Genomic DNA, 22,465 nt, shown 5'->3' with positions numbered 1-22,465 from the left:
TATATATTTAAGCACATTAATGTGATAACACAATTTTGCTCTGGCTCCCATTGTACCTATGAACCAAAATCCTGAACAAATTGCCCGCGACCACATCGATAAATTGTTAGTGGCTTCGGGCTGGCTGATTCAGGACAAGAAGAAAATTAACCTGAGCGCTGCTACGGGCATTGCCATACAGGAGTACCAGACTGATGTAGGCCCTGCTGATTATGTACTCTTTGTGGACAAGAAGCCAGTGGGCATTATCGAGGCCAAGCGCGAGGAAGAGGGCGTAAAGCTGACGGTGCACGAAGATCAGTCCACGGATTATGCCACGGCCAAGCTGAAGTACATCAACAACGGCCCGCTGCCGTTTGTGTACGAGAGCACCGGCAACGTAACCCGCTTTACCGACTACCGCGACCCCAAACCCCGTTCCCGCCCCGTCTTCACCTTTCACCGGCCCGAAACCTTCCAGAAGTGGCTGAAGGAAACCCAGACCCTGCGCGGCCGCTTCTGCGACATTCCGGAGCTGCCGGAAATAGGCCTGCGCGAGTGCCAGGTACAGGCCATTACGAACCTCGAAACCTCCTTCCGGGAGTTCCGGCCCAAGGCGCTGATACAGATGGCGACCGGTTCGGGCAAAACCTTTACGGCCATCACGGCTATTTACCGCCTGCTAAAATTTGCCAAAGCCAAACGCATCCTGTTCCTGGTCGATACCAAGAACCTGGGGGAGCAGGCCGAGCAGGAGTTTAAGAGATACGAGCCCCAGGACGACAACCGCCTCTTCCCGGAGCTCTACGGCGTTACCCGCCTGAGCAGCTCCTTTGTGCCTACCGACAGCGAGGTGTACATCAGCACGATACAGCGGCTGTACTCTATCCTGAAAGGAACGCCGCTGGACGAGCGCGACGAGGAAGAAAACCCGAACGAAGGCAAATGGCAACCGAAGGAACCCCTGCCGGTGGTGTATAACGAGAAGGTGCCGATGGAGTTCTTCGACTTTATTGTGATAGACGAGTGCCACCGGAGCATCTACAACCTCTGGAAACAGGTGCTCGATTATTTCGATGCCTTCCAGGTGGGCCTCACCGCCACGCCCGACAACCGCACCTTCGGCTACTTCAACCAGAACCTGGTGTGCGACTACGGTTACCAGCGGGCGGTGGAAGACGGGGTGCTGGTGCCCTACAACGTGTTTGAGATTGTAACCAAGGTAACGCAGGGCGGCGCGAAGCTGGAGCTGGGGGAATATGTGGGCACCCGCGAAAAGCTGACCCGCAAACAGTTCTGGAACACGCTCGACGAGGAGGTGGAGTACAAGGCCACCCAGCTAGACGAGAAGGTAGTAAACGTGAACCAGATCCGCCTTATCGCCAAAGCGGTGCGCGATAACCTGCCGCACATGTTCCCCGACCGGCTCGATAAGGACGGCAAGTTTGAAGTGCCCAAAATGCTCATCTTCGCCAAAAGCGACAGCCACGCCGACGACATCATTAACATCGTGCGGGAAGAGTTTGCCGAGGAAAACAAGTTCTGCAAAAAGATAACCTACCGCTCCGACGAAGACCCGAAAAGCGTGCTGCAGCAGTTCCGCAACAGCTACTACCCGCGTGTGGCCGTAACGGTAGACATGATTGCCACCGGCACCGACATCCGGCCGCTGGAGGTGCTGCTCTTTATGCGCGACGTGAAAAGCCGCAGCTATTACGAGCAGATGAAAGGCCGCGGCACCCGCACCTGCTCCCTCGAAGAACTTAAAGCCACCGGCACCCCTTCCGCCCGCTTCACCAAAGACCATTTCGTGATCATCGATGCCATTGGCGTGGAGAAGAGCCGCAAAACCGACAGCCGCCCCCTGGAAAAAAAGCCGGGCCTGTCGCTCAAAGAGGTGCTGGAAGGCATTGCCATGGGCAACACCGAAGAGGCCCTGCTCAGCACACTGGCCAACCGCCTCATTCGGCTCGACAAGCAGCTGAACGAAAAGGAGAAAACCACCTTTGCCGAAAAAGCAGGCGGCCAGTCCATCAACCAGGTGGTAAAGCAGCTCCTGCACGCCCACGACCCGGACACGCTGGAGGCGCTCACGGTGCAGGTGAAAAGCGAAGATCCCGGTGCTGCACCTGCCACCATTGCCACACAAGCAGCGGAGCGGCACCAGGAACTGGTGGAGCAGGCCGTAGCCGTGTTCCACGATTACGAGCTGCGCGACTTTATTATCGACATCCGCAAAAAGTACGACCAGATTATCGACGACATCAACCCAGACGAGCTGGTTACCATTGGCTGGGTGAAAGACAACAAAGCCGACGCCGAAAACCTGGTGGCAGATTTCAGGAGCTGGATAGAAGCCCATAAGAACGAAATCGTAGCTTTGCAGCTCTTTTACGGGCAGCCCTACCAGCGGCGCGCGCTCACCTTCCGGATGCTGAAGGACCTGGTGGAAACGATTAAAGCGGCCAAACCCACGCTGGCCCCGCTCCACATCTGGCGGGCTTACGAGCAGCTGGAAAAAGTAAACGGCCAGCCCAAAAACGAGCTGATGGCCCTGGTGGCGCTAATACGCCGGGTAAGCGGCCTCGACGACACCCTGACCGCCTACGACAAAACCGTGGACCGTAACTTCCAGGATTGGGTGTTCAAAAAGCAGGCGGGTACCCTGAAGTTTACCGAAGAGCAGATGGCCTGGCTCCGCATGATAAAAGAATACATCGCCAACAGCTTCCACATCGACCGCGATGATTTCGACCTGAGCCCTTTTAATGCACATGGCGGGCTGGGGAAACTGTGGCAGCTGTTCGGGGAAAAGACGGATGAAGTTTTAAGTGAATTAAACGAGGAGTTAGCAGCGTAGCATGATAGATAAAAGTGTACTTCCGGAGCATTGGGAGGTGAGAAAGTTAGGAGAAATTTGTAAAACAGTAACAGGTAATACTCCTCCCAGGAATAATATTGATAACTATGGTACTGCTATACCTTTTGTAAAGCCACCGCAAGTACAGGATAAACCAATTTCTGATGCTCCAGAAAATCTTTCTGAGAAAGGGACCCAAGTAGCAAGAGTTTTACCAATAGGTTCTGTACTAGTTACATGTATAGGGAATTTAGGAAGAACTGCAATTAACAAAATACCTGTTGCTTTTAATCAGCAAATTAATGCCCTTATACCATCGAAGGTATTAGAAGGTAAATTTCTTTTTTATCAGGCTCAATCACCAAATTTTAAAAATCAATTAGAAAAGCTTTCTGCCGCTACAACTGTTGCAATTGTTAATAAAGGAAAATTTGAAACAATAAATATTGTTCTTCCTACCCTTCCAGAACAACGAGGAATCGTTGCTAAACTAGAAGAACTGTTCAGCGATTTAGACAAAGGCAAAGAGCAATTAGAAACCGCGCGGCAGCAACTAAAAGTGTATCGGCAGGCTGTTTTGAAGTGGGCTTTTGAAGGGAGGTTTACTAATCCAGAGGTTAAAGAAGGTGAGCTGCCGGAAGGGTGGAAGTGGGTGAAAATTGGGAATATTAGCCCTAAAGTAACAGTTGGTTTTGTAGGGTCTATGAAAGATCAATATATAGACCAAGGAATTCCCTTTTTAAGGGGCCAGAATGTTAAAGCTAACAGATATGACCCAAATGGATTAAAGTATGTTTCAGATAAATTTCATATTCAATTATCAAAATCTAAGATCAGTACAGGTGACATTCTTGTTGTAAGATCAGGAAATGTTGGAACGTCATGTGTTGTTCCAGAAAGTTTGCCTGATGCTAATTGTTCTGACTTAGTTATAGTTAAGAAGCCCACTAACACAAACAGCTATTATATTTCATATTATCTAAATTCGGTTGTTCAAAGCAGAATTATAGCTCAAAAGGTAGGAGTGGCTTTAGGGCATTTTAATACTAAAACGGTGGAGAGATTCGAAATTCCTGTTCCTGATCTTGAAGAACAAATTCAAATTGTTCAGGAAATTGAGAGTCGCCTAAGTGTTTGCGATAAAGTGGAGGAAACTATAAACCAGAGTCTGCAACAGGCCGATATGTTACGGCAGAGTATTTTGAAGGAGGCGTTTGAGGGGAAGCTTATCAAGATCAGCAAAACAGTAGTAGAAATGGCTTAAAAGGCCTATGCCTTGTCGCAAAACAATAAACAACAATAAACTATGAAAGCTTTACTTGACACGAATATAATTATCAATAGAGAAGCCAATAAAGCCTCTAAGCAAGATATTGGCATCCTTTATAAATGGTTAGATAAGGCAAAATATACAAAGTATATTCATCCTATTACTATTCAAGAAATCGAAAGGAATCCAAACAAAGCTACTGTTGAAGCATTTCATGTGAAAATGAAGAGTTATGAAGCACTGCCAACTACAGCCCCGATGGCAAGTGAAGTCGCAGCAGTATCTAAAAAATTTGATCATAGTGAAAATGATAGGATTGATACTATCTTATTAAATGAAGTCTTCAATGAAAGAGTAGATATTCTAATTTCTGAAGATAAAAAGATTCATACCAAGGCGAATGCATTAGGTATATCTGATAATGTTTACACTATTAATTCATTCCTAGAAAAAATCTTCGCAGAGAACCCGGATTTAGTAGAATATAAGGTTCTAAGTGTCCAACAAAAATATTTTGCAGAGTTAGATTTTTCTGATGAATTTTTTGACAGTTTAAAAGATGATTATCCTGGCTTCGATAAATGGTTTAAGAAAAAAGCGAATGAAATAGCCTATGTAACTATCAATAAGACTAATGGTAAAATATTATCTTTTCTCTATATAAAAAAGGAAGGACCGGATGAGGTATACTCTGATATTGACCCAATTTTCAAACCTAAGAAGAGACTAAAAGTCGGAACTTTTAAAGTTGTTAGTAATGGGGTTCGGCTAGGTGAGCGTTTCTTGAAAATTATTTTTGATAATGCACTAGTTAATAAAGTTGAAGAAATTTATGTTACAATCTTCGACAAGAGAGACGAACAAAATCGATTAATAGCACTGCTTGAAGAATGGGGTTTTCAATTATGGGGCAGGAAAAATGAAGAGCTTGTATATGTTCGAGATTTTACCAAAAAATTTAACTCACAGAATCCAAAAGAGACTTACCCATACATTAGCTTAGGAGGCAATATTTTTGTTGTACCCATTTATCCAGAATATCACACGGAACTCATCCCTGATTCGATTTTACATACAGAATCAAAAGGTGACTTTATAGATGACCAGCCCCATAGGAATGCGATTAGTAAAGTCTATATTTCCCGATCTTGGGAAAGGAACCTTCAAAAAGGTGATATCATAATTTTTTATCGTACTGGAGGTTTCTACAAAAGTGTAGTTACAACGATTGGTGTAGTTGATAATATTTATCAATCCTTTGATAATGTGGAAGATTTCATCAAAAAAACTAGAAGAAGAAGCGTTTTCACGGAAGTGAAGTTAAAAGAACACTGGAATTATAACCCAGAGAGTAGGCCATTTTTGGTTAATTTCCTGTATGTTTACTCTTTTCCTCAAAGAATAAATCTGAAGCAATTAATTGACCTTGGCGTTTTCCAAGATATTGAAGATGCTCCACGTGGTTTTAAACGAATTACCCAAACCCAACTTAACATTATTTTGAAGGCAACTAAAACCGATGAAAGTTTTATTATCCATTAAACCAGAATTCGCAGAAAGAATTTTTGAAGGCACGAAAGGATTTGAATTCCGAAGAACAATTTTTAAGAACAAGAATATCCAAACAATAGTTGTTTATGCTTCTTCCCCAGTTCAAAAAGTAATTGGGGAATTTGAAATAGAAGAAATTTTAAAGGATGACTTAACTAAATTATGGAATAAAACTAAACACAAAGCTGGAATTGATAAAAGCTTCTTTTTCAAATACTTCGAAGGGAAAGAAGAGGGTTTTGCCATAAAAATAAAAAATGCTAAAAGATATCAAGATGCTTTATGTTTAAAGAAAGACTTTAATGCTCATCCTCCCCAATCGTTCCTCTACATATAAAAATCATGAAATCTTTAGCTTTCTGGTATGAACCAATAAACAAGCTTAATTCAGAAAATAAAGCTGAACTACAGCTTCATTTAAATCATTGGAAAGTTAAAGGCGAAAGTAATAATGAATTAGATTACTTTTTAGATATTGGAATAAGAGTTAAGAACGGGGTTAATGTTCAAAAATTATGCTTTTATCTACCAGAAGAAATATTAGACCTCAGTACAACAATTGATGATTTAGGAGCTAATCTAAAAAATGCAAAATTATTAACGGCAGTATTTAATGAAAATTATAGCTCAAATACAGTTGGAAATAAAAAGCACTTTGAAGTGATTCATGATGGGGAAACTCAATTTTACATTTACTCACTGGATATTAGGTCTGATTGTAAACCAATACATGATTACGAAGGAACCATTGTAAAAATACCTTTTACATGTTTTCATGGAGTTGACACCTATTATAGAATCAGGATCAAGACTGATCTTGTAAAAAACTTTAGTCACATTTTTAGACCAAAGAATTCTTTTTTTGAAAGTATATCGTCAAGCATTGAGTTGATCGATCTTAGAATTAATGATACAAGAGATCTAAATCTGTCCTTACTTGAGCACATCGAAAATAATGGGGTTAAATTTAATATTTCCCTTATCCATTTATTTATAATGCGGAATATTACTGACGATTATATATTATCAGATATAAAATTAAATAGCGTCAGGCTTTTAGAAAAAGATACATGGGAAACATATCTACAAACAGCAAATTATGAATATAATAATTCGTTAGCTTACCATTTAAAAACAAAGACTTCAAAAGAAGAAAGAGACAGAGATCAATTTATTGAGGATTTCAATGCTTTGATCAAATTCAGATTTGAGGATAGTCAACTTTCAAGGTATCTCGGTTACGCTATTTTGTTTGCTTTGTCAACTGCTATCATAGGGAATATCTTAACAAGAGCTTTACAGATAAATTTACATACGGTAAAGAATTTTATACAAACCTTGATTCATGGCTAACCTATTAAATTACTTCCGCTTTTTTCCAGAAATAGAATTTAAGAAGCAGAAGTATTTGTTTTGGGCATTTAAACAGAGGTTTTAAAATGATTGAGACTTCCGGATATTTCCGGAAAAGAAGAAGATGAGCAACAATTCTTTCATCTAAATCAAAATCTGTTCCTTCTGCAACACTTAGTAATTGAAGCCCAACAAATAGGCAATAGCCACTACAATCCAATGACCTCACCCCGGATTAACCACCTGCTACAACAACGCGAGGGTTTGCGGCTGGAGTTTAAGGAAGCAGTTTCTGAACTCCCCGCTACCCTTTTCGAAACGGTATGTGCTTTCCTGAACCGGGCCGGCGGCGATATTTTGTTAGGCGTTGCCGACGATGGCACGGTGCTAGGCGTAAACGAAGTCCGGGTGGCGCAGCTGGTAAAAGAAATCGTGAACCTTTCGAACAACACGCAGAAGCTCGATCCGCCTTTTATCCTGCTGCCGCAGGTAACAGAAGTCGAAGGCAAACAGCTCATCCATATTCAGGTGCCGGAAAGCTCGCAGGTGCATAAAAGCAAAGGCGTAGTGTACGACCGCAGCGAAGACGGCGACTACAAACTTACCAACCACACTGCCATTGCCGAGCTCTACACCCGCAAAAGCGCCAGCTATTCCGAAAACACCATCTACGCCGCCCTGCGCTTCTCCGATTTCAAGCCGGAGCTGTTCCCCAAAATCCGGAACCTGATCCGCAGCCGCGACTACAACCACCCCTGGCTCTCCCTCGACGATGAGCAGCTGCTCCGTAAAGCCGGGCTCTACCGCCGCGATGCGCAAACCGGTCTGGAAGGCTACACCCTGGCCGCCGCTCTGCTGCTGGGCCAGGACGAAGTTATCCTGAGCGTGCTGCCGCACTACAAAACCGATGCGCTCCTCCGCCGCCAGAACCTGGACCGCTACGACGACCGCCTGTACGTGCAAACCAACCTTATCGAAGCCTATGAGCAGCTGATGGATTTCATAGCCAAACACCTGCCCGATAAGTTTTTCCTGGAAGGAGCCGTGCGCATCAGCCTGCGCAGTAAAATATTCCGGGAAGTGGTGGCAAACTTGCTGGTGCACCGGGAGTTTACCAGCGGCTATCCGGCCCGTTTGGTTATATATGCCGACAAGGTCGTAACCGAAAACGCGAACCGCCCTCACACCTACGGCCGTTTGCTCCCGGAAAACTTTAGTCCTTTTTCCAAAAATCCCGTCATCGCCAAGTTCTTCACCCAGTTGGGCCATGTAGATGAACTAGGCTCCGGCATCCTGAACGTAAACAAATACCTGCCGCACTACACACCCGGCAAAGCACCTGTATTTGAAGAAGGCGATGTGTTTAAAATGACTATTCCGGTAGAGGCACAACCTGTTGGCGGTATAAGTGAGGGTGTAAATTCAGAAAGTGGCGCAGTAAATGGCAATGATGCTGTAAATGATGCTGTAAATGATGCTGTAAATGATGCTGTAAATGATGCTGTAAATGATGCTGTAAATAGAGGCGAACTCGACAGTTTAAAAGATATTCCTTACGATGCATTAAATAAAATTATAGCCTTGTTGGCAAACGACAAGTCGGGCGTACCTTTTACCTTGATAACAGCAAGAGTGGGCAGAGCACGAGCAACTGTTCAGCGCTACCTTAAAATTCTAAAAGTGGCAGGCATGATAGAGTTTAAAGGGCCAGCCAAAACAGGCAAATACTTTTTAACAGATACTGCTTTAGCTAGAATAAGAAAATCTTAGCCTGAAATTTCTTTCATACCGCCAGTTACAAACTGGCCTCATAAAAAGCCACATTTACGCTAACGCTAAACTTGCGGCATTATTAAACTATCCAATTTAACAAAAATGAGCAATAATAACTCCGCTATAGTAAGTAAAGTCTGGGCCTTCTGCAACACCCTCCGCGACGACGGCGTGGGCTATGGCGATTACCTGGAGCAGCTTACCTACCTGCTGTTCCTGAAAATGGCCGACGAATATACCCGGCCGCCTTACAACCGCCAGATGCCTATTCCGCTGGAATACAACTGGCAAAGCCTCGTAGACCTGAAGGGGGCCGAACTCGAAGCGCATTACACCATCCTGCTCCAGGAGCTGGGCAAGGAGAAAGGCATCCTCGGGCAAATCTTCACCAAGAGCCAGAACAAAATTCAGGACCCCGCCAAGCTCTCCAAGATCATCAGCATGATCGACAACGAGAACTGGCTGCTGATGGGCGTGAAAGACAAAGGTGACATTTACGAAGGCCTGCTGGAGAAAAACGCCGAAGACACCAAGAGCGGTGCCGGTCAGTACTTCACGCCGCGCCCTCTAATCAAAGCCATGGTGGAATGCGTAAACCCGCAGCCTATGCGCACCATCGCCGACCCCGCCTGCGGTACCGGCGGCTTCTTCCTGGCAGCCTACGATTACCTGGTGGAGCACCACCAGCTGGATAAAGAAGAGCGAGCTTTCCTGAAGTACAACACTTTCTTCGGCAACGAAATCGTGGCCAGCACCCGTCGCCTGGCGCTCATGAACCTGTTCCTGCACAACATCGGCGACATCGACAGCGACAACTTTATTTCTCCTGCCGATGCCCTCATTGCCCCGTCCGGTATGCTGCACGACTACGTGCTGGCCAACCCGCCCTTCGGCAAGAAAAGCAGCCAGACCTTTACCAATGCCGAAGGCGAACAGGAAAAGGAAGACCTCACCTACAACCGCCAGGACTTCTGGGCCACCACCAGCAACAAGCAGCTCAACTTTGTGCAGCACATCCGCAGCATGCTCAAAACCACAGGCCAGGCCGCAGTCGTACTCCCCGATAACGTGCTCTTTGAAGGCGGTGCCGGCGAAACCGTGCGTAAAAAACTGCTGGAAACAACGGAGGTGCACACCATCCTGCGCCTGCCCACCGGCATCTTCTACGCCCAGGGTGTGAAAGCCAACGTGGTGTTCTTCGACAACAAACCCAGCAGCAAGGCCCCCTGGACAAAAGAAATCTGGGTGTACGATTACCGCACCAACATCCACCACACCCTAAAAAAGAACCCGCTCAAGCTCGAAGACCTGCGCGAGTTCATCACGCTCTACAACCCGCAGAACCGTCACAAGCGAACCGAAATCTATAATGCCGAAAGCAACCCCGAAGGCCGCTGGCGCAAATTCACCTACGAGGAAATCGTGGCCCGGGACAAAACCAGCCTCGACATTACCTGGCTCAAAGACAAATCCTTAGCCGACCTCGATAACCTCCCCGACCCGGACGTGCTGGCCGAGGACATTATCGAGAACCTGGAGGCGGGGCTGGAGAGCTTCCGGACAATATTAGTAGCCCTGGAAAAGTAAAGGGAATGAAAAGTCTAGATGATTGGTAAAGGTCTTTGAGAAGTCCTGCTATAGCCGGAGACCATTGCTGCTCAGTACAATTTAGCTTGTTTGATTGTGGGGGCGGGGCCTTGCCTGGGGAGGCAGGGCCCTTTTATTTTTGTTTTAGTAGTTCTGGTAACGGGAAAGCTATTCCAAATGAATTTTTTCGGGAAATCTTGTTCGGGAACGATAGGACAGGTTGCGACCTGTCTGTATGAGTATTTCCAGGTTGAGTAGGGGAGAGGGATGCCTTCTCAATTATTCTAATCAAAAAGCTCTTCCGGAAGTGTTTTCTTTTGCTGCTGCTGAACTTTTGGTCATCATTGGAGAACATGGGTTAACTAGCTGCTCTCATTGCTATTGTGGCGTAAGTCGCTCTGGATTATTCAGAGTAGCATGTTCGGGATCCATCCTTCTATGAACAAAAAAAGGCTACAAGAGCCCTTCGTCTGCCATGGAGTAGTAGGTTTCGCTGGTGAGGATGATGTGGTCTAGTACGACAATGTCGAGCAGCTCCCCGCCCTGCTTCATTTTCTTTGTCAGCTGCAGGTCGGCCGCACTGGGCTTGGTGTTGCCGGAGGGGTGGTTGTGGCAGAGGACGATGGAGCTGGCGCAGGCTTTGAGAGCCGCAGCGAAGATAAGCTTGGGATCTGCCACCGTGCCGGCCACGCCCCCGGTGGAAAGCTCATAGATGCCCAGCACCCGGTTGGCCCTGTTGAGCAGCATCACCTTGAACTGCTCCACAAACTCAATCTTGCCGGTGTCCCAGCTTTGGCGGAGGACCTCGGCACAGTCGGTGGAGCAGGTTACCTGCGGGCGCTCAGACGGTTTCACTTTGGAGCGGTAAGTCAGCTTGATTTCTGCCACTCTGTTCAGTCCGGATTTTTTAGTTAGCTTTTCCATAATCTTGTTCTTTTTAGGTTTGAGGAATTGATTATGGTGCCCTCCCTGCCTGGCGGACGGACTAAGGGCAAGGTGGAGACGAAAAAAATGCGGAGGGCTTCCCTTCAGGGATCCCCCTTTTTTCGTACTACCTTGTCCCGTGTCCGGACGGCAGGCTACCTTTGCAGCAGAATGAATGCCTATGGACTTTTGCATTTGAATATCTTCATAGTAGATAATTTTAGTTGTTTAAATAAGTATTTATGTAGCGACTTGTTTTGGCTATATGTATTGTATAGGATAGAAGACTTTGGAATACAGAGAATGCCCGAGACCTTAGCAGCTAAGTAATTAGAGTAATTTTTTATATTCAATATAAGGCTAACTTGGGAGCCCACAGCAAAGAAAATTTCAGAAGAATCAGCAATTTCAGCCTCAATTTAATTAGCCAAAGAACATCACACACGACTGTACCTACACCTGTTGTTGTAGTTGGAATGTTTTATTAAATAGCTTAAAAATTTTGCATGGATTAGTTCCCTGGCAAACTTTGAGATGAGCTGAAGGAGAAGTATCTTGAAAAGATTTAAGTATATTATCTGAATTAACCATTATGACTTATAAGGGTATATTTATTGCTTTACTGTTCCTGCTTTTTAGTACAGTAGTCTTAGCTTCTCCAAAAGCCGACAGTCTCCTGAATGAGCTTAGTAGCACCATCAATAGCAGGCACAGATTTATAGAGCAAAAGAAGGAAAGGTTAGAGGAGCTGAAGAAAGTAATGAAGAATGTAGGAGACATCTCTCTTCAGCAGCAGTTCAGTATCTATAATAAACTCTATAACGAATACAGAACGTTCCAATACGATTCTGCTTTTACTTATGCACTTAACCTCCAGAAAACCGCCCGCCAGCTAAGTGATCCGGTACGGGAAACCTATGCTAAACTGAAGCTAAGCCACACACTGCTCTCTTCGGGCATGTATAAGGAGGCACTGGATTCGCTGCACACTGTAAATCCAAACCAGATGCCTGATAGCATCAAAATAGATTACTATGCTCTCACCGCCAGAGCTTACTATGACCTTTCCGGCTACACCCAAGATTCCTATTATACCCCCCGCTACAACAATACCGGCGAAAGATATGTGGACTCTGCACTTGCTCTCTTAGATACAAATACTCTCTGGTTTTACGCGCTCCGTGGGATGAAGCATGAGATTGCCGTCCAACCTGAAAAAGCCAGGGCAGATTTTCAGACAATTCTGAACAAATTCAACCCTTCACTGAACCAATACGCCATGGCTGCCAACTCATTAGGCAACTACTACTACAAGCAGGGGCATACCGACAAAGCCATCGAGATGATGGCAAGAGCCGCTATAGCTGACATAAAGGCATCTGTAAAAGAAGGAGTTGCTCTGATGACACTGGCGGAATTCCTCTATAATAACGGAGATGAAGGCAGAGCCTACGACTACATTAAACAGGCCCAGGAAGATGCTACCTATTATGGTGCAAAGCAGCGCAAGATACAGGTGGCGGCCATCTTGCCCGTGATTGAGGGAGAACGTCTGACGACAGTAGAAGGGCAACGGGGCCGCTTGGTTGTTTATGCCGTCGTGGTGACGCTGCTATCAGTGCTGGTGTTAGTCTTTGCTTTTATAATATTCAGACAGCTCAAGCAGTTGCGGGTGGCCAAACGAACGGTAACAGAAGCCAACACCAAACTGCAGGAAGTGAACGAGAGCCTGTTTGAAGCCAACCGGATAAAAGAAGAGTATATAGGCTATTCCTTTAATATGTACTCGGAGTACATTGACAAGATGGAGAAGTTCAAAAAGGCCCTCGATAAAAAAGTAATAGCCAAGAAGTACGATGAGATAAATCATGTGATGAAGTCGTTGAACCTGAAAAAGGAGCGGGAGGCCCTGTACCTGAGCTTTGACAAAATTTTCCTTAAGCTCTTCCCTAATTTTGTGCCATCCTTCAACTCCTTTTTTAAAGAAGAAGACCAGTTCATACCCAAGGATGAGCAGTCCTTGACGATAGAGCAACGCATATTTGCCCTTATCCGGATAGGCATTACCGATCATGAGCAAATTGCCCGGATTCTAGAGTATTCTGTTAATACGATTTATACCTACAAATCCAAAGTAAAGAAGAGGTCCCTCTTGCCTAACGAGAATTTTGAGCGCAAAATAATGGAGATAAAGGCGTTTTAGTAATTATTTCTGTTGCTTGCCAAGGGAAAGAGTAAATACTACTCCTGACATTTTCTGAATTAGTAGGAGTTAGTACCATCTGACGCTTTCAAAATATTCGTCAGCCCCACCCAAAACCGGGACTAGCCTAACTTAAAACCAGCCACCACTTCTTCGTCTCTTGCTTACTATTCTATAAAATATAATTCCGATTTAAGGATTAGCATATTGGTTCTTGAATACGGTCCAAAATGGTGAATCTTTAGGCTCAGGCACATACACTCAGTACACTATGTTATCTTCTTTTTAGCATATATGTCAACTGCGTAATTCCCAATCAGCACTTGTCACCATTCCCACTACAGTTCTAAGCTTGCCATATTATACAGCATTGAAGCCTAAAATTCACTATTGTTATAACAGTGATTTTAAAGGCATTTGGTAGGTTGTTTTTTGCTGATTTTTGTTCCTCTTAAGCTCAATATTTGGGTTATATTTTAATAAGTAGCCTCTTGTTGTATGTTTCTTATAATCAGGTAGTTATATTTTGTTTAGAGCCTTTATTTTCTATATTATTCATGTATTAATTGATGTTGGTTGCAGAGCAATACAAATTTGTAATGTTAACAATTGTTAGTTAACTGCGATAGCGAATCCTATAGCCTTTAATTAAAAAGTTTAATCCCTCAAGATCTCATTACTTATGAAGAAAATTTTATTAGTTTGGCTGCCGCGGGAAGCGTTTTGTACGTTTCTCTCAAAACCGGAGCTGACCAGTACCAAATGGTATGGACTAGCTTCGTTGATGGTTGTGCTTCTTCTCCTCACCATGCCAGTACTGGCACAAAGCGAACGCACTGTTAGCGGAGAAGTGAAAGACAACACAGGTGCCGGTTTGCCCGGAGTTACAGTTATGGTAAAAGGCACAACTGTTGGTAGTGCGACAGACCTCGAGGGGAAATACAGCTTAACTGTACCGGCCGGACAGGAAAATGCGACATTAGTGTTCTCTTACGTAGGTTACATAACACAGGAAGTTCCGATAGGAAACCAGGCTATTATTAATGCAACCCTGGCTTCAGATTCCAAGCTTCTGGATGAAGTGGTCGTGGTTGGTTACGGAACTCAGAGCAAACGTGATGTAACGGGTTCTGTCGCCTCTGTTAAGATGGATGATGTGCGGTCGCTACCGGTGCCGGATGCGGGCCAGGCGCTGCAGGGCCGTGCTGCAGGCGTGCAGGTAACCACCTCCGGTGCCCCAGGCAGCAACGCGACCATCCGGGTAAGAGGTACGAGTACCATCAACGACAGTAACCCGCTGGTGGTGATCGACGGAGTGCCCACCGATCTTCCCCTAAATGCCATCAACCCCGATGACATCGAGACTATGGACATTCTGAAAGATGCTTCTGCGGCAGCAATCTATGGATCAAGAGGTGCCGCAGGTGTGGTGCTGATTACGACTAAGAGGGGCGTTGAGGGCAAAGGCCGGCTGGAGTTTAGAGCTTATACTGCCGTGCAGCAGGCCACTAATATGGTGGATATGCTGAACTCTGCCCAGTTTGCTGAACTTCATAACGAGATAATGGCCAACAACGGGCAGTTGCAAAATCCCGCTTATGCCGATCCGGCTACGATCACTACCAACACCGATTGGCTGGGTGAGTATTTTAGGTCGGCCCCACAGCAGAACTACTCCGTTTCTTACGCGGGCGGCACCGAGAAATCAAATTTCTATGCTTCGGGCACTTACACTGACCAGGACGGTATCGTGATCAACAACGGCTACAAACGCTATACCTTAACCCTGAACAGCGACAACAAGTTTATCAACTGGTTCAAGCTGTCGAACAACCTGCTGTTAAGCCACGATAAAAAAACAAGCGGCGCTATCGACATCCGTAATGCCATGGCTGCACTGCCGGTGCAGCCGCTCCGCAACCCTGATGGCACCTGGTCTGGTCCGGAAGGGCAGAGCAGCTGGTTTGGCGATGTGCGTAATCCAGTAGGGCAGGCACTGGAGAACAGCAACACCACCTTAGGGTACAATGTGCTGGGCAACATCAGCGGTGAGTTTACCATTCTGCCCCAGCTGACTTTTAAAACAACGGTAGGCATACAGGCCGCTTTCTGGGATAGCCGGAACTGGTCCCCAAAATATGCCTGGAAGCCGATAGCCAATGAATTCAGCACCTTGTTCCAGCAGCACAACAAGAGCATCACCAAACTCTGGGATAATTACCTGACTTACGATGCCAGCTTCGGAAACCACCACCTTACCGTACTGGCCGGTACCAGCGCCCAGGATAACCGCTACGACCAGATCAACGCCTCGCGCCAGGACTTTATAAGCGATGCTGCCCAGCAGTTGGATAACGGCACCATCGATCTTCCTTCAGGCGGAAACGCCAGCGACTGGGCCTTGTTCTCTTTCCTGGGACGGGTGAACTACAACTATAACGACAGATACCTGCTCACAGCAAACCTGCGCCGCGATGGCAGCAGCCGTTTCGGAGCCAACAACAGGTGGGGTACCTTCCCATCGGCCTCTGCTAAGTGGCGAATCTCAGAAGAAGACTTCTTCGGAGAAGTTAATTGGCTGAGTGATCTATCGCTCCGGGCCGGCTACGGTGTTACGGGTAACCAGAACATAGGCAACTATGCCTACGCCTCCAGGCTCACCGTAGGGCAGGCTACCTTCAACAACACTGTGGTGAACTCTGTTGTGCCGGTGGTGCTGCCAAATGCCAATGTTCGCTGGGAAGAGGTGGAGCAATCAAATATCGGGTTAGATGCTGCTTTCTTAAATGGCCGGATCAGCGTGACTGTAGATGGCTATATCAAGAATACGAACGATATGCTGGTGCCTATGAACGTGCCGGTTACTACAGGATATTCAGACATATTCGTGCCAAGCATCAACTTTGGTAAAGTGCGTAACAGGGGTCTGGAGTTTGCAGTTACCTCGCACAATACTACGGGCCCATTGGAGTGGAGCACCAATATGAACTTCTCCGTAAACGAGAATGAAATCCTGAACCTGAACGGTGATGTGCCTTTGTACGGCGGCTATGGCCAGGTGCTGCGCCAGAAGAACGGCTATCCTATCAACTCTTTTTATGGCTTTATCATGAACGGCATTTTCCAGAATCAGGAAGAGGTGAACAACTATGCGCTGCAGCAACAGGGAGCCGATCTTTTTAACAGCACCGCGCCCGGCGATGCGAAATTCCTGGACATCAACAACGATGGGGTCATCAACGACTCTGACCGGTCTTATATCGGAAATCCGAACCCGCGGTTCACGTTTGCCATGAACAACACCTTTGCCTGGAAAGGCTTCGATTTTACGGTCTTCCTGCAAGGTGTGCAGGGCAACGATATCTTTAATGCTAACAGAGTATTCCAGGAAGGCATGGCCGTGGCGCAGAACCAGACAACTGCCGTGCTCAGCCGCTGGACAGAAACAAATCCCAGCAATTCCATGCCTCGTGCTGTTTTTAACGATCCGAACAAAAACACCAGAGTATCGACCCGCTTTGTGGAAGATGGCTCTTACCTGAGAGTGAAGAACGTGACCCTGGGGTATACACTGCCGCAAAGCATCATCGGCCGGGCCAAAATAAGCTCCGCCAGAATCTATGTATCCGGACAAAACCTGTTCACCTTTACCAATTACACCGGATTTGATCCGGAGGTAGGCGTGAGTGGCGTGGACCTGAGCGTGTACCCACTATCCAGAACATTGAGTGCAGGCATCAACGTTGGCTTTTAATCTTAACATCTACTGATATGAAATCAATATTAAAATATACGGCTGCCCTCTTGCTCGTAAGCAGCCTGAACAGCTGTGAAAGTTACCTGGACAGAACTCCTTTAGATACCATTAACCCACAGAACTTTTACCAGACCCAGACAGATGCCATTGCGGCCATTAATGGCGCTTACCAGCCTTTGCAATGGCCAAAGCTGTACAACTTCCAGATCTGGGGTTCTGATATATGGGCCGGTAACAGCATAGTGGGTGCCGGTGGAGGTACCGATGGTATCGGCACGCAGGATGTCTCGAACTTTGTGCACACCACAGCCAACGAGGCAGCCCTCGACTTATGGAGAGGCCCCTCGCCCGGTATTCTGCGGGCGAATGTGGTGCTGAAATATGTGCCCGGTATCGAGATGGAGGAAAACCTGAAAAATAGGATACTTGGCGAGGCTAAATTCTTACGTGGCTTGTATTATTTTATCCTGGTGAGGGCTTTTGGGGATGTTCCTTTAATTACAGATGCTCCTGATACACCTACGAATGAGTACCTGTATCCTGCCCGTACGCCTAAAGAACAGGTGTACAACCAAATTGTGCAGGACCTGACAGAGGCGATGGAGTTGCTGCCCCCAAAGGAAACCTATTCCGACGCTGATGTTGGGCGTGCTTCTAAAGGAGCGGCTGCCGGTATGCTGGCAAAAGTATACCTGACCTTAGGAAATTACCAGAAGACCGTGGAGTTATGCGAGCAGGTGACTGCGCTGGGCTATACCTTAAACGAGGACTACAGCGACAACTTTAATCCTTTAACAGAAAACGGGCCTGAGTCGCTGTTCGAGGTGCAGTATGTTGGGAAAGTGAACACTGCAGATTTCTTTGGAGGCAATGAGCAGATGGCTTCTTGGGTGAGCACCTTTACAGGGCCACGGAACTCTGGCATGGTAGCCGGTGGCTACGGCTGGAACCAGCCAACGCAGGAATTCGTGAATCAGTACGAAACAGGAGATCTCCGGAAAGACAAAACCATCTTATACGAAGGCGGTCCAACCTTCGACGGGCAGGAGTACAAGAGGTCTTATTCCATGACGGGTTACAACCTGCGCAAGTTTTTGGTACCAAAGTCGATCTCTCCGGAATACAACACCAACCCGGCCAACTTCACGGTGCTCCGCTACGCCGATGTGCTGCTCATGCAGGCCGAAGCGCTGAACGAGTTAGGCCGAACCAATGAGGCGCAGGCCCCGGCCAGCAGCATCCATAGTGGAGGGCCCCTGAACCGGGTTCGGTTAAGAGCAGGTTTGCCAGCTATCTCCGGGCTTAGCCAAAGTGCTTTAAGAACCGCAATCAGAAAAGAGCGCCGCCTGGAACTGGCTTTTGAAGGGCAGCACTGGTTTGACATTATTCGCTACGACAACGGCCAGTATTTTGTGCCTTACCTGCACTCTTTAGGCAAAACCAATGCCGCCGCCAGGCACATGGTGTTACCTATTCCGCAACAGGAAATAGATGCCAACCAAAATCTGGTTCAAAATACAGGCTATTAATCAAGGGCTAAACAAAAGCATTTACAGAAATGAAACACGTTTTAAACAATACTACGAAAGCGCCCTGGTATGTAGGGGCGCTCCTGCTCCTGGTGTCGGTTTTTGCCTCCTCCTGCGAAAAAGATATTTACGAGGAGTTCGACATGGCACTGAACAAGCCTCTGGAGCTGAGTACCAGCAAAGAGGAGGTGGTGCTGCAGGAGGCACTGGCAGCCAGTGAAGCAATTGCTTTTTCCTGGACAAGCGGGTCTAACTATGGCACCAGCTCCGGCATCACCTATAAGTTGTATCTGGATAAGCAGGGCAATAATTTTCAGGATGCGGTAATGGTGGATATGGGGAGATCCAGTTTTGAGAAAAAGTACAGTATGCAGGAGTTAAATAGCCTGTTGCTTTCTCAGGTAAACCTGGTTCCCGGAGTGGAGGCAGCTGTTGAGGCAAAAGTGGTAACCAAGGTGTTGGGAACAGATTATTCAGACTCCACCACCACCGTTATTCGAGTTACGCCTTACCAACCAGTTACCACTACTTTGTTTTTGATAGGCGATGCGACGCCAAACAGTTGGAGTACCGACAATGCCACTCCTATGACCTTGAGCAGTGCAGGCCCCGGCCGGTTTACCTGGCAAGGCAGGCTGAATGAAGGGGAGTTTAAATTCATTACCACACTGGGCAGCTTCTTACCATCGTATAATAAAGGGGCTTCCGATTCCCAGCTGGTATTACGTACTTCTGACAGCGAACCGGACGAAAAATTCAGAATAGAACAAAGCGGCGTTTACTCCATCTCCGTGAACCTGTTAGATCATACTATTTCTATAACGGAAGGGGCCGGACCTGCTTACTCGGAGCTGTGGATTGTGGGCGATGCCACGCCAAAAGGTTGGGACTTAGATAATGCCGACGAAATGACACAGAGCGATTCCGATCCGTTCGTGTTCACCTATCTGGATTATTTGAATGCCGGTGAGCTCAAAATAGCTACTGCCAAAGACTGGGGCACCCCTTTCTACAGGCCAACTGTAGAAAATGCCCCCATCACCAGTACAGCTGTTCAGCTCTCAGCTGGCGAGCCGGACAACAAATGGAGAATAGCACAAGCAGGTGTCTATAAAATAACCCTGAACCTGCAGACAATGACCATCGTCTTCGCTCCGGTAGATGTCTATATGATCGGTGACGCCGGCCCTAACGGATGGGATATAGCGGTGCCTGAACCCATGAGCAAAAGCGGTAGTGTGTACACCTACACTGGGCCTCTTCAGGCTGGTGAATTTAAATTTTCATTGTTCAAAGGCGACTGGTGCGATGGCCTATGGATTAATGCCGCTGCTGAAAACCAGCCTATTACCAATACGAACTTTGTTTTCAGGTCAGGTTGCGAAGGTGCGGATAACAAATGGCGCGTAACGGGTGCCACCGCCGGAAATTATATAGTTTCTGTTGACCTGGCTGCGAAGTCTGTCTCCATTGTTAGACAGTAAGTTGCAGGATTATGAGCCCTACTCTTTTTTTGCTTATGTTTTTTGTGTTGTTTGCCCTTTGTACATCTTGGTTATGAAATTTCTGAGAAGCGAATAAGCCATCGGGCAGGTACAGAAAACAATAATTATCTTTAGATTTAAAATAATTCCGGCCTCTGGACAAACGCGGAGGCTGGAATAAACTTTTTCAAACATGAAATTGAGGTTCCTTTGTTTTTACTTTTTCCTACTTCTTGTTGGCGCAGGTGCTGGTTGCAAGGATGATAACAAGAATGCTACTCCTACACCAACGGAAGCTCCTTCCAATCCCGCGACACCTGCTTATAACAACTTAACTATTGCAACCGATAAAGCAATCTATAATCCCAACGATAACGTTACCTTCACTATCAATGTCGCGCAACTGCCCGCTGGCGCCAGGGTGCGGTACAAGTACCTGAACCAGGTTGTAGGCGAAGAAGCGTTAGCTTCTAATACCTGGACCTGGAAAGCGCCTGCTCCCGACTTCAGAGGCTACATAGTCGAGATTTACAGCCTAGGTAGCAATACGGAGACACTTCTGGCCACGACGGCAGTGGATGTGTCGTCTGAATGGACAAAGTTTCCGCGTTATGGCTTTTTATCCAAGTTTCCGCAGTTAAGCGATGAACAGGTGAATGCTGTTATGGCGAATTTGAACAGGCACCACATAAACGGAATTCAGTTTTACGACTGGCACCATGAACACCATGAGCCGCTACCCGTAGTAGGCGGAACCCCTGCAAACAGCTGGAAAGACATCATCAACCGGGATATTTATTTCAGCACCGTTGAGAAGTACATCAACAGTGCGCACAGCTTTAATATGAAAGCCATGCAATACAACCTGATTTACGGAGTATGGGACAATGCCGAAGCAGATGGGGTAAACCGGGAATGGTTTATCTATAAAGACAATACCCGCACCAACCGTGATTTTCACCCGCTCCCTACGCCGCCATTCCTGAGCAATATTTACCTGGTAGATCCATCCAATACCGGCTGGCAGCAGTACCTGATTAATCAGAATAAAAAAGTATACCAACACCTGGATTTCGACGGTTTCCACATGGACCAGTTGGGTGACCGGGGTGTGACGTATAAACACAACGGCATAGCTTTCAGTCTGGCCCAAACTTATAAACCATTCATCAATGCTGTAAAAGCAGATACGCCAGGTAAATATGCAGTGCTTAATGCTGTGAACCAATATGGCCAGCAGGGGATCGCCGAGTCAGCGTCCGATTTTCTGTATTCCGAAGTATGGGGGCCATTCGATACCTACAACGACTTAGCCAACATCATCAAGCAGAACAACTCGCTCAGCAACAACACCAAAAACTCGGTACTGGCTGCCTACATGAACTATGACCTGTCGAACAATCAGGGTGTGTTCAATACCGCCTCGGTGCTGATGACCAATGCTGTCATCTTTGCACATGGCGGCGCACACCTGGAGCTGGGCGAGCACATGCTGTCAAAGGAATATTTCCCGCACAGTAACCTGGAGATGAAGCAGGACCTGAAAACCGCCCTGCAGGAATACTATGACTTCCTTGTAGGGTACCAGAACCTTCTGCGCGATGGCGGCACCCTCAATACTGTTACGATTAATTCTCTCGACAACAAACTGAAACCGGCTGCTTGGCCCGCTGCCACCGGTTCGGTAGCTACCTTTGGCAGAAGGGTAGGCGATAACCAAGTCATTCACCTGATTAATTTCAACAACTCCAAAACGCAGAACTGGCGCGATAACAACGGCATCCAGACAGCCCCTATTCAGGTTAAAGACGCGAAACTTTCTTTAACAGCCACCGGTACCGTTAAGAAGATTTGGACAGCAACGCCCGATATCATTGGAGGTGCCTCGCGTACAATTAACTTTACTCAGAACGGCAACCAGGTAAGCTTCACGCTACCCGAACTCAATTATTGGAGCATGGTTGTAGTAGAGTATTAACCAACCAGAATAAAAGGGTATCTGAATCTCAATTTTTTCATTTGAATACATCTTAATCCAGAAGTAGTACTACTTTCTTTTTTAGCACACTACATTAAGCATCCATCGGTCTTGCCCAAAGCCTGGTGGATGCTTTGTTTTTATGCCATCCGGAGTGTACACAATCATGCTCACTTTACAACCATTGAAGTGCAACAATGGCTGTGGTGACAGGTAC

The 22,465-nt window shown here is 46.6% G+C and carries 13 protein-coding genes; 12 read left to right on the top strand and 1 reads right to left on the bottom strand.

The features are described from left to right. The first annotated feature begins 58 nt into the window (after positions 1–58). From FJM74_RS16700 to FJM74_RS16670, 7 genes are all read left to right on the top strand, one after another. Entirely contained in the window at positions 59–2,839 is a 2,781-nt protein-coding gene (locus tag FJM74_RS16700) for a type I restriction endonuclease subunit R (RefSeq protein ID WP_187263778.1), read from the top strand. A 1-nt stretch (position 2,840) separates the two neighbouring features. Continuing rightward, the gene (locus tag FJM74_RS16695; RefSeq protein WP_187263777.1) at positions 2,841–4,103 is read left to right on the top strand and encodes a restriction endonuclease subunit S; all 1,263 of its coding nucleotides are present in this window, start codon (positions 2,841–2,843) and stop codon (positions 4,101–4,103) included. 42 nt (positions 4,104–4,145) lie between these two features. Next, complete coding sequence (locus FJM74_RS16690) at positions 4,146–5,651, top strand: PIN domain-containing protein (RefSeq protein WP_187263776.1); 1,506 nt, start codon at positions 4,146–4,148, stop codon at positions 5,649–5,651. Beyond that, positions 5,629–5,997: a hypothetical protein gene (locus tag FJM74_RS16685; RefSeq protein ID WP_187263775.1), complete on the top strand. Its 369-nt coding sequence runs from the start codon at positions 5,629–5,631 to the stop codon at positions 5,995–5,997. Before FJM74_RS16690 ends, FJM74_RS16685 begins: the two co-directional genes overlap by 23 nt. Before the next feature lie 5 nt (positions 5,998–6,002). Beyond that, entirely contained in the window at positions 6,003–7,013 is a 1,011-nt protein-coding gene (locus FJM74_RS16680; protein WP_187263774.1) for a hypothetical protein, read from the top strand. 219 nt (positions 7,014–7,232) lie between these two features. Continuing rightward, positions 7,233–8,783 carry an RNA-binding domain-containing protein gene (locus tag FJM74_RS16675; RefSeq protein ID WP_187263773.1) on the top strand — a complete coding sequence of 517 codons (1,551 nt, stop codon included), beginning with the start codon at positions 7,233–7,235 and terminating at the stop codon, positions 8,781–8,783. Between the two features lie 105 nt (positions 8,784–8,888). Next, positions 8,889–10,373 carry a class I SAM-dependent DNA methyltransferase gene (locus tag FJM74_RS16670; protein WP_187263772.1) on the top strand — a complete coding sequence of 495 codons (1,485 nt, stop codon included), beginning with the start codon at positions 8,889–8,891 and terminating at the stop codon, positions 10,371–10,373. Positions 10,374–10,826: 453 nt separating this feature from the next. Here FJM74_RS16670 and FJM74_RS16665 read toward each other — a convergent pair whose 3' ends face one another. Beyond that, complete coding sequence (locus FJM74_RS16665; protein WP_187263771.1) at positions 10,827–11,297, bottom strand: JAB domain-containing protein; 471 nt, start codon at positions 11,295–11,297, stop codon at positions 10,827–10,829. Between the two features lie 760 nt (positions 11,298–12,057). Between FJM74_RS16665 and FJM74_RS16660 the strand changes: the two genes are divergently transcribed. The 5 genes from FJM74_RS16660 to FJM74_RS16640 all read left to right on the top strand — a co-directional run bounded on the left by FJM74_RS16660 (position 12,058) and on the right by FJM74_RS16640 (position 22,248). Then, a complete protein-coding gene (locus FJM74_RS16660; protein WP_187263770.1) occupies positions 12,058–13,500 on the top strand; it encodes a DUF6377 domain-containing protein in 1,443 nt (480 codons plus the stop codon). Positions 13,501–14,182: 682 nt separating this feature from the next. Continuing rightward, positions 14,183–17,254, top strand: coding sequence for a SusC/RagA family TonB-linked outer membrane protein (locus FJM74_RS16655; RefSeq protein WP_187263769.1), 3,072 nt, complete (start codon positions 14,183–14,185; stop codon positions 17,252–17,254). A gap of 17 nt (positions 17,255–17,271) precedes the next feature. Then, entirely contained in the window at positions 17,272–18,786 is a 1,515-nt protein-coding gene (locus FJM74_RS16650) for a RagB/SusD family nutrient uptake outer membrane protein (protein WP_187263768.1), read from the top strand. A 29-nt stretch (positions 18,787–18,815) separates the two neighbouring features. Next, positions 18,816–20,270 (top strand): SusF/SusE family outer membrane protein, encoded by a 1,455-nt coding sequence (locus FJM74_RS16645; RefSeq protein ID WP_187263767.1) that lies wholly within the window; start codon positions 18,816–18,818, stop codon positions 20,268–20,270. Positions 20,271–20,463: 193 nt separating this feature from the next. Continuing rightward, complete coding sequence (locus tag FJM74_RS16640) at positions 20,464–22,248, top strand: endo-dextranase (RefSeq protein WP_187263766.1); 1,785 nt, start codon at positions 20,464–20,466, stop codon at positions 22,246–22,248. Positions 22,249–22,465: the final 217 nt, after the last annotated feature.

It is taken from the genome of Pontibacter beigongshangensis (genome assembly GCF_014332515.1).
In the GTDB taxonomy this organism is placed as follows: Bacteria; Bacteroidota; Bacteroidia; order Cytophagales; family Hymenobacteraceae; genus Pontibacter; species Pontibacter beigongshangensis.
This window is presented reverse-complemented; position numbering and strand designations above follow the sequence as displayed.

What these genes read in the sequence shown, in the direction of transcription:
- FJM74_RS16645 (WP_187263767.1), top strand. Translation starts at nt 18,816, where the DNA reads ATGAAACACGTTTTAAACAATACTACGAAAGCGCCCTGGTATGTAGGG.
- FJM74_RS16655 (WP_187263769.1), top strand. Translation starts at nt 14,183, where the DNA reads ATGAAGAAAATTTTATTAGTTTGGCTGCCGCGGGAAGCGTTTTGTACG.
- FJM74_RS16685 (WP_187263775.1), top strand. Translation starts at nt 5,629, where the DNA reads ATGAAAGTTTTATTATCCATTAAACCAGAATTCGCAGAAAGAATTTTT.
- FJM74_RS16675 (WP_187263773.1), top strand. Translation starts at nt 7,233, where the DNA reads ATGACCTCACCCCGGATTAACCACCTGCTACAACAACGCGAGGGTTTG.
- FJM74_RS16690 (WP_187263776.1), top strand. Translation starts at nt 4,146, where the DNA reads ATGAAAGCTTTACTTGACACGAATATAATTATCAATAGAGAAGCCAAT.
- FJM74_RS16660 (WP_187263770.1), top strand. Translation starts at nt 12,058, where the DNA reads ATGAAGAATGTAGGAGACATCTCTCTTCAGCAGCAGTTCAGTATCTAT.
- FJM74_RS16670 (WP_187263772.1), top strand. Translation starts at nt 8,889, where the DNA reads ATGAGCAATAATAACTCCGCTATAGTAAGTAAAGTCTGGGCCTTCTGC.
- FJM74_RS16665 (WP_187263771.1), bottom strand. Translation starts at nt 11,297, where the DNA reads ATGGAAAAGCTAACTAAAAAATCCGGACTGAACAGAGTGGCAGAAATC.
- FJM74_RS16680 (WP_187263774.1), top strand. Translation starts at nt 6,003, where the DNA reads ATGAAATCTTTAGCTTTCTGGTATGAACCAATAAACAAGCTTAATTCA.
- FJM74_RS16650 (WP_187263768.1), top strand. Translation starts at nt 17,272, where the DNA reads ATGAAATCAATATTAAAATATACGGCTGCCCTCTTGCTCGTAAGCAGC.
- FJM74_RS16640 (WP_187263766.1), top strand. Translation starts at nt 20,464, where the DNA reads ATGAAATTGAGGTTCCTTTGTTTTTACTTTTTCCTACTTCTTGTTGGC.
- FJM74_RS16700 (WP_187263778.1), top strand. Translation starts at nt 59, where the DNA reads ATGAACCAAAATCCTGAACAAATTGCCCGCGACCACATCGATAAATTG.
- FJM74_RS16695 (WP_187263777.1), top strand. Translation starts at nt 2,841, where the DNA reads ATGATAGATAAAAGTGTACTTCCGGAGCATTGGGAGGTGAGAAAGTTA.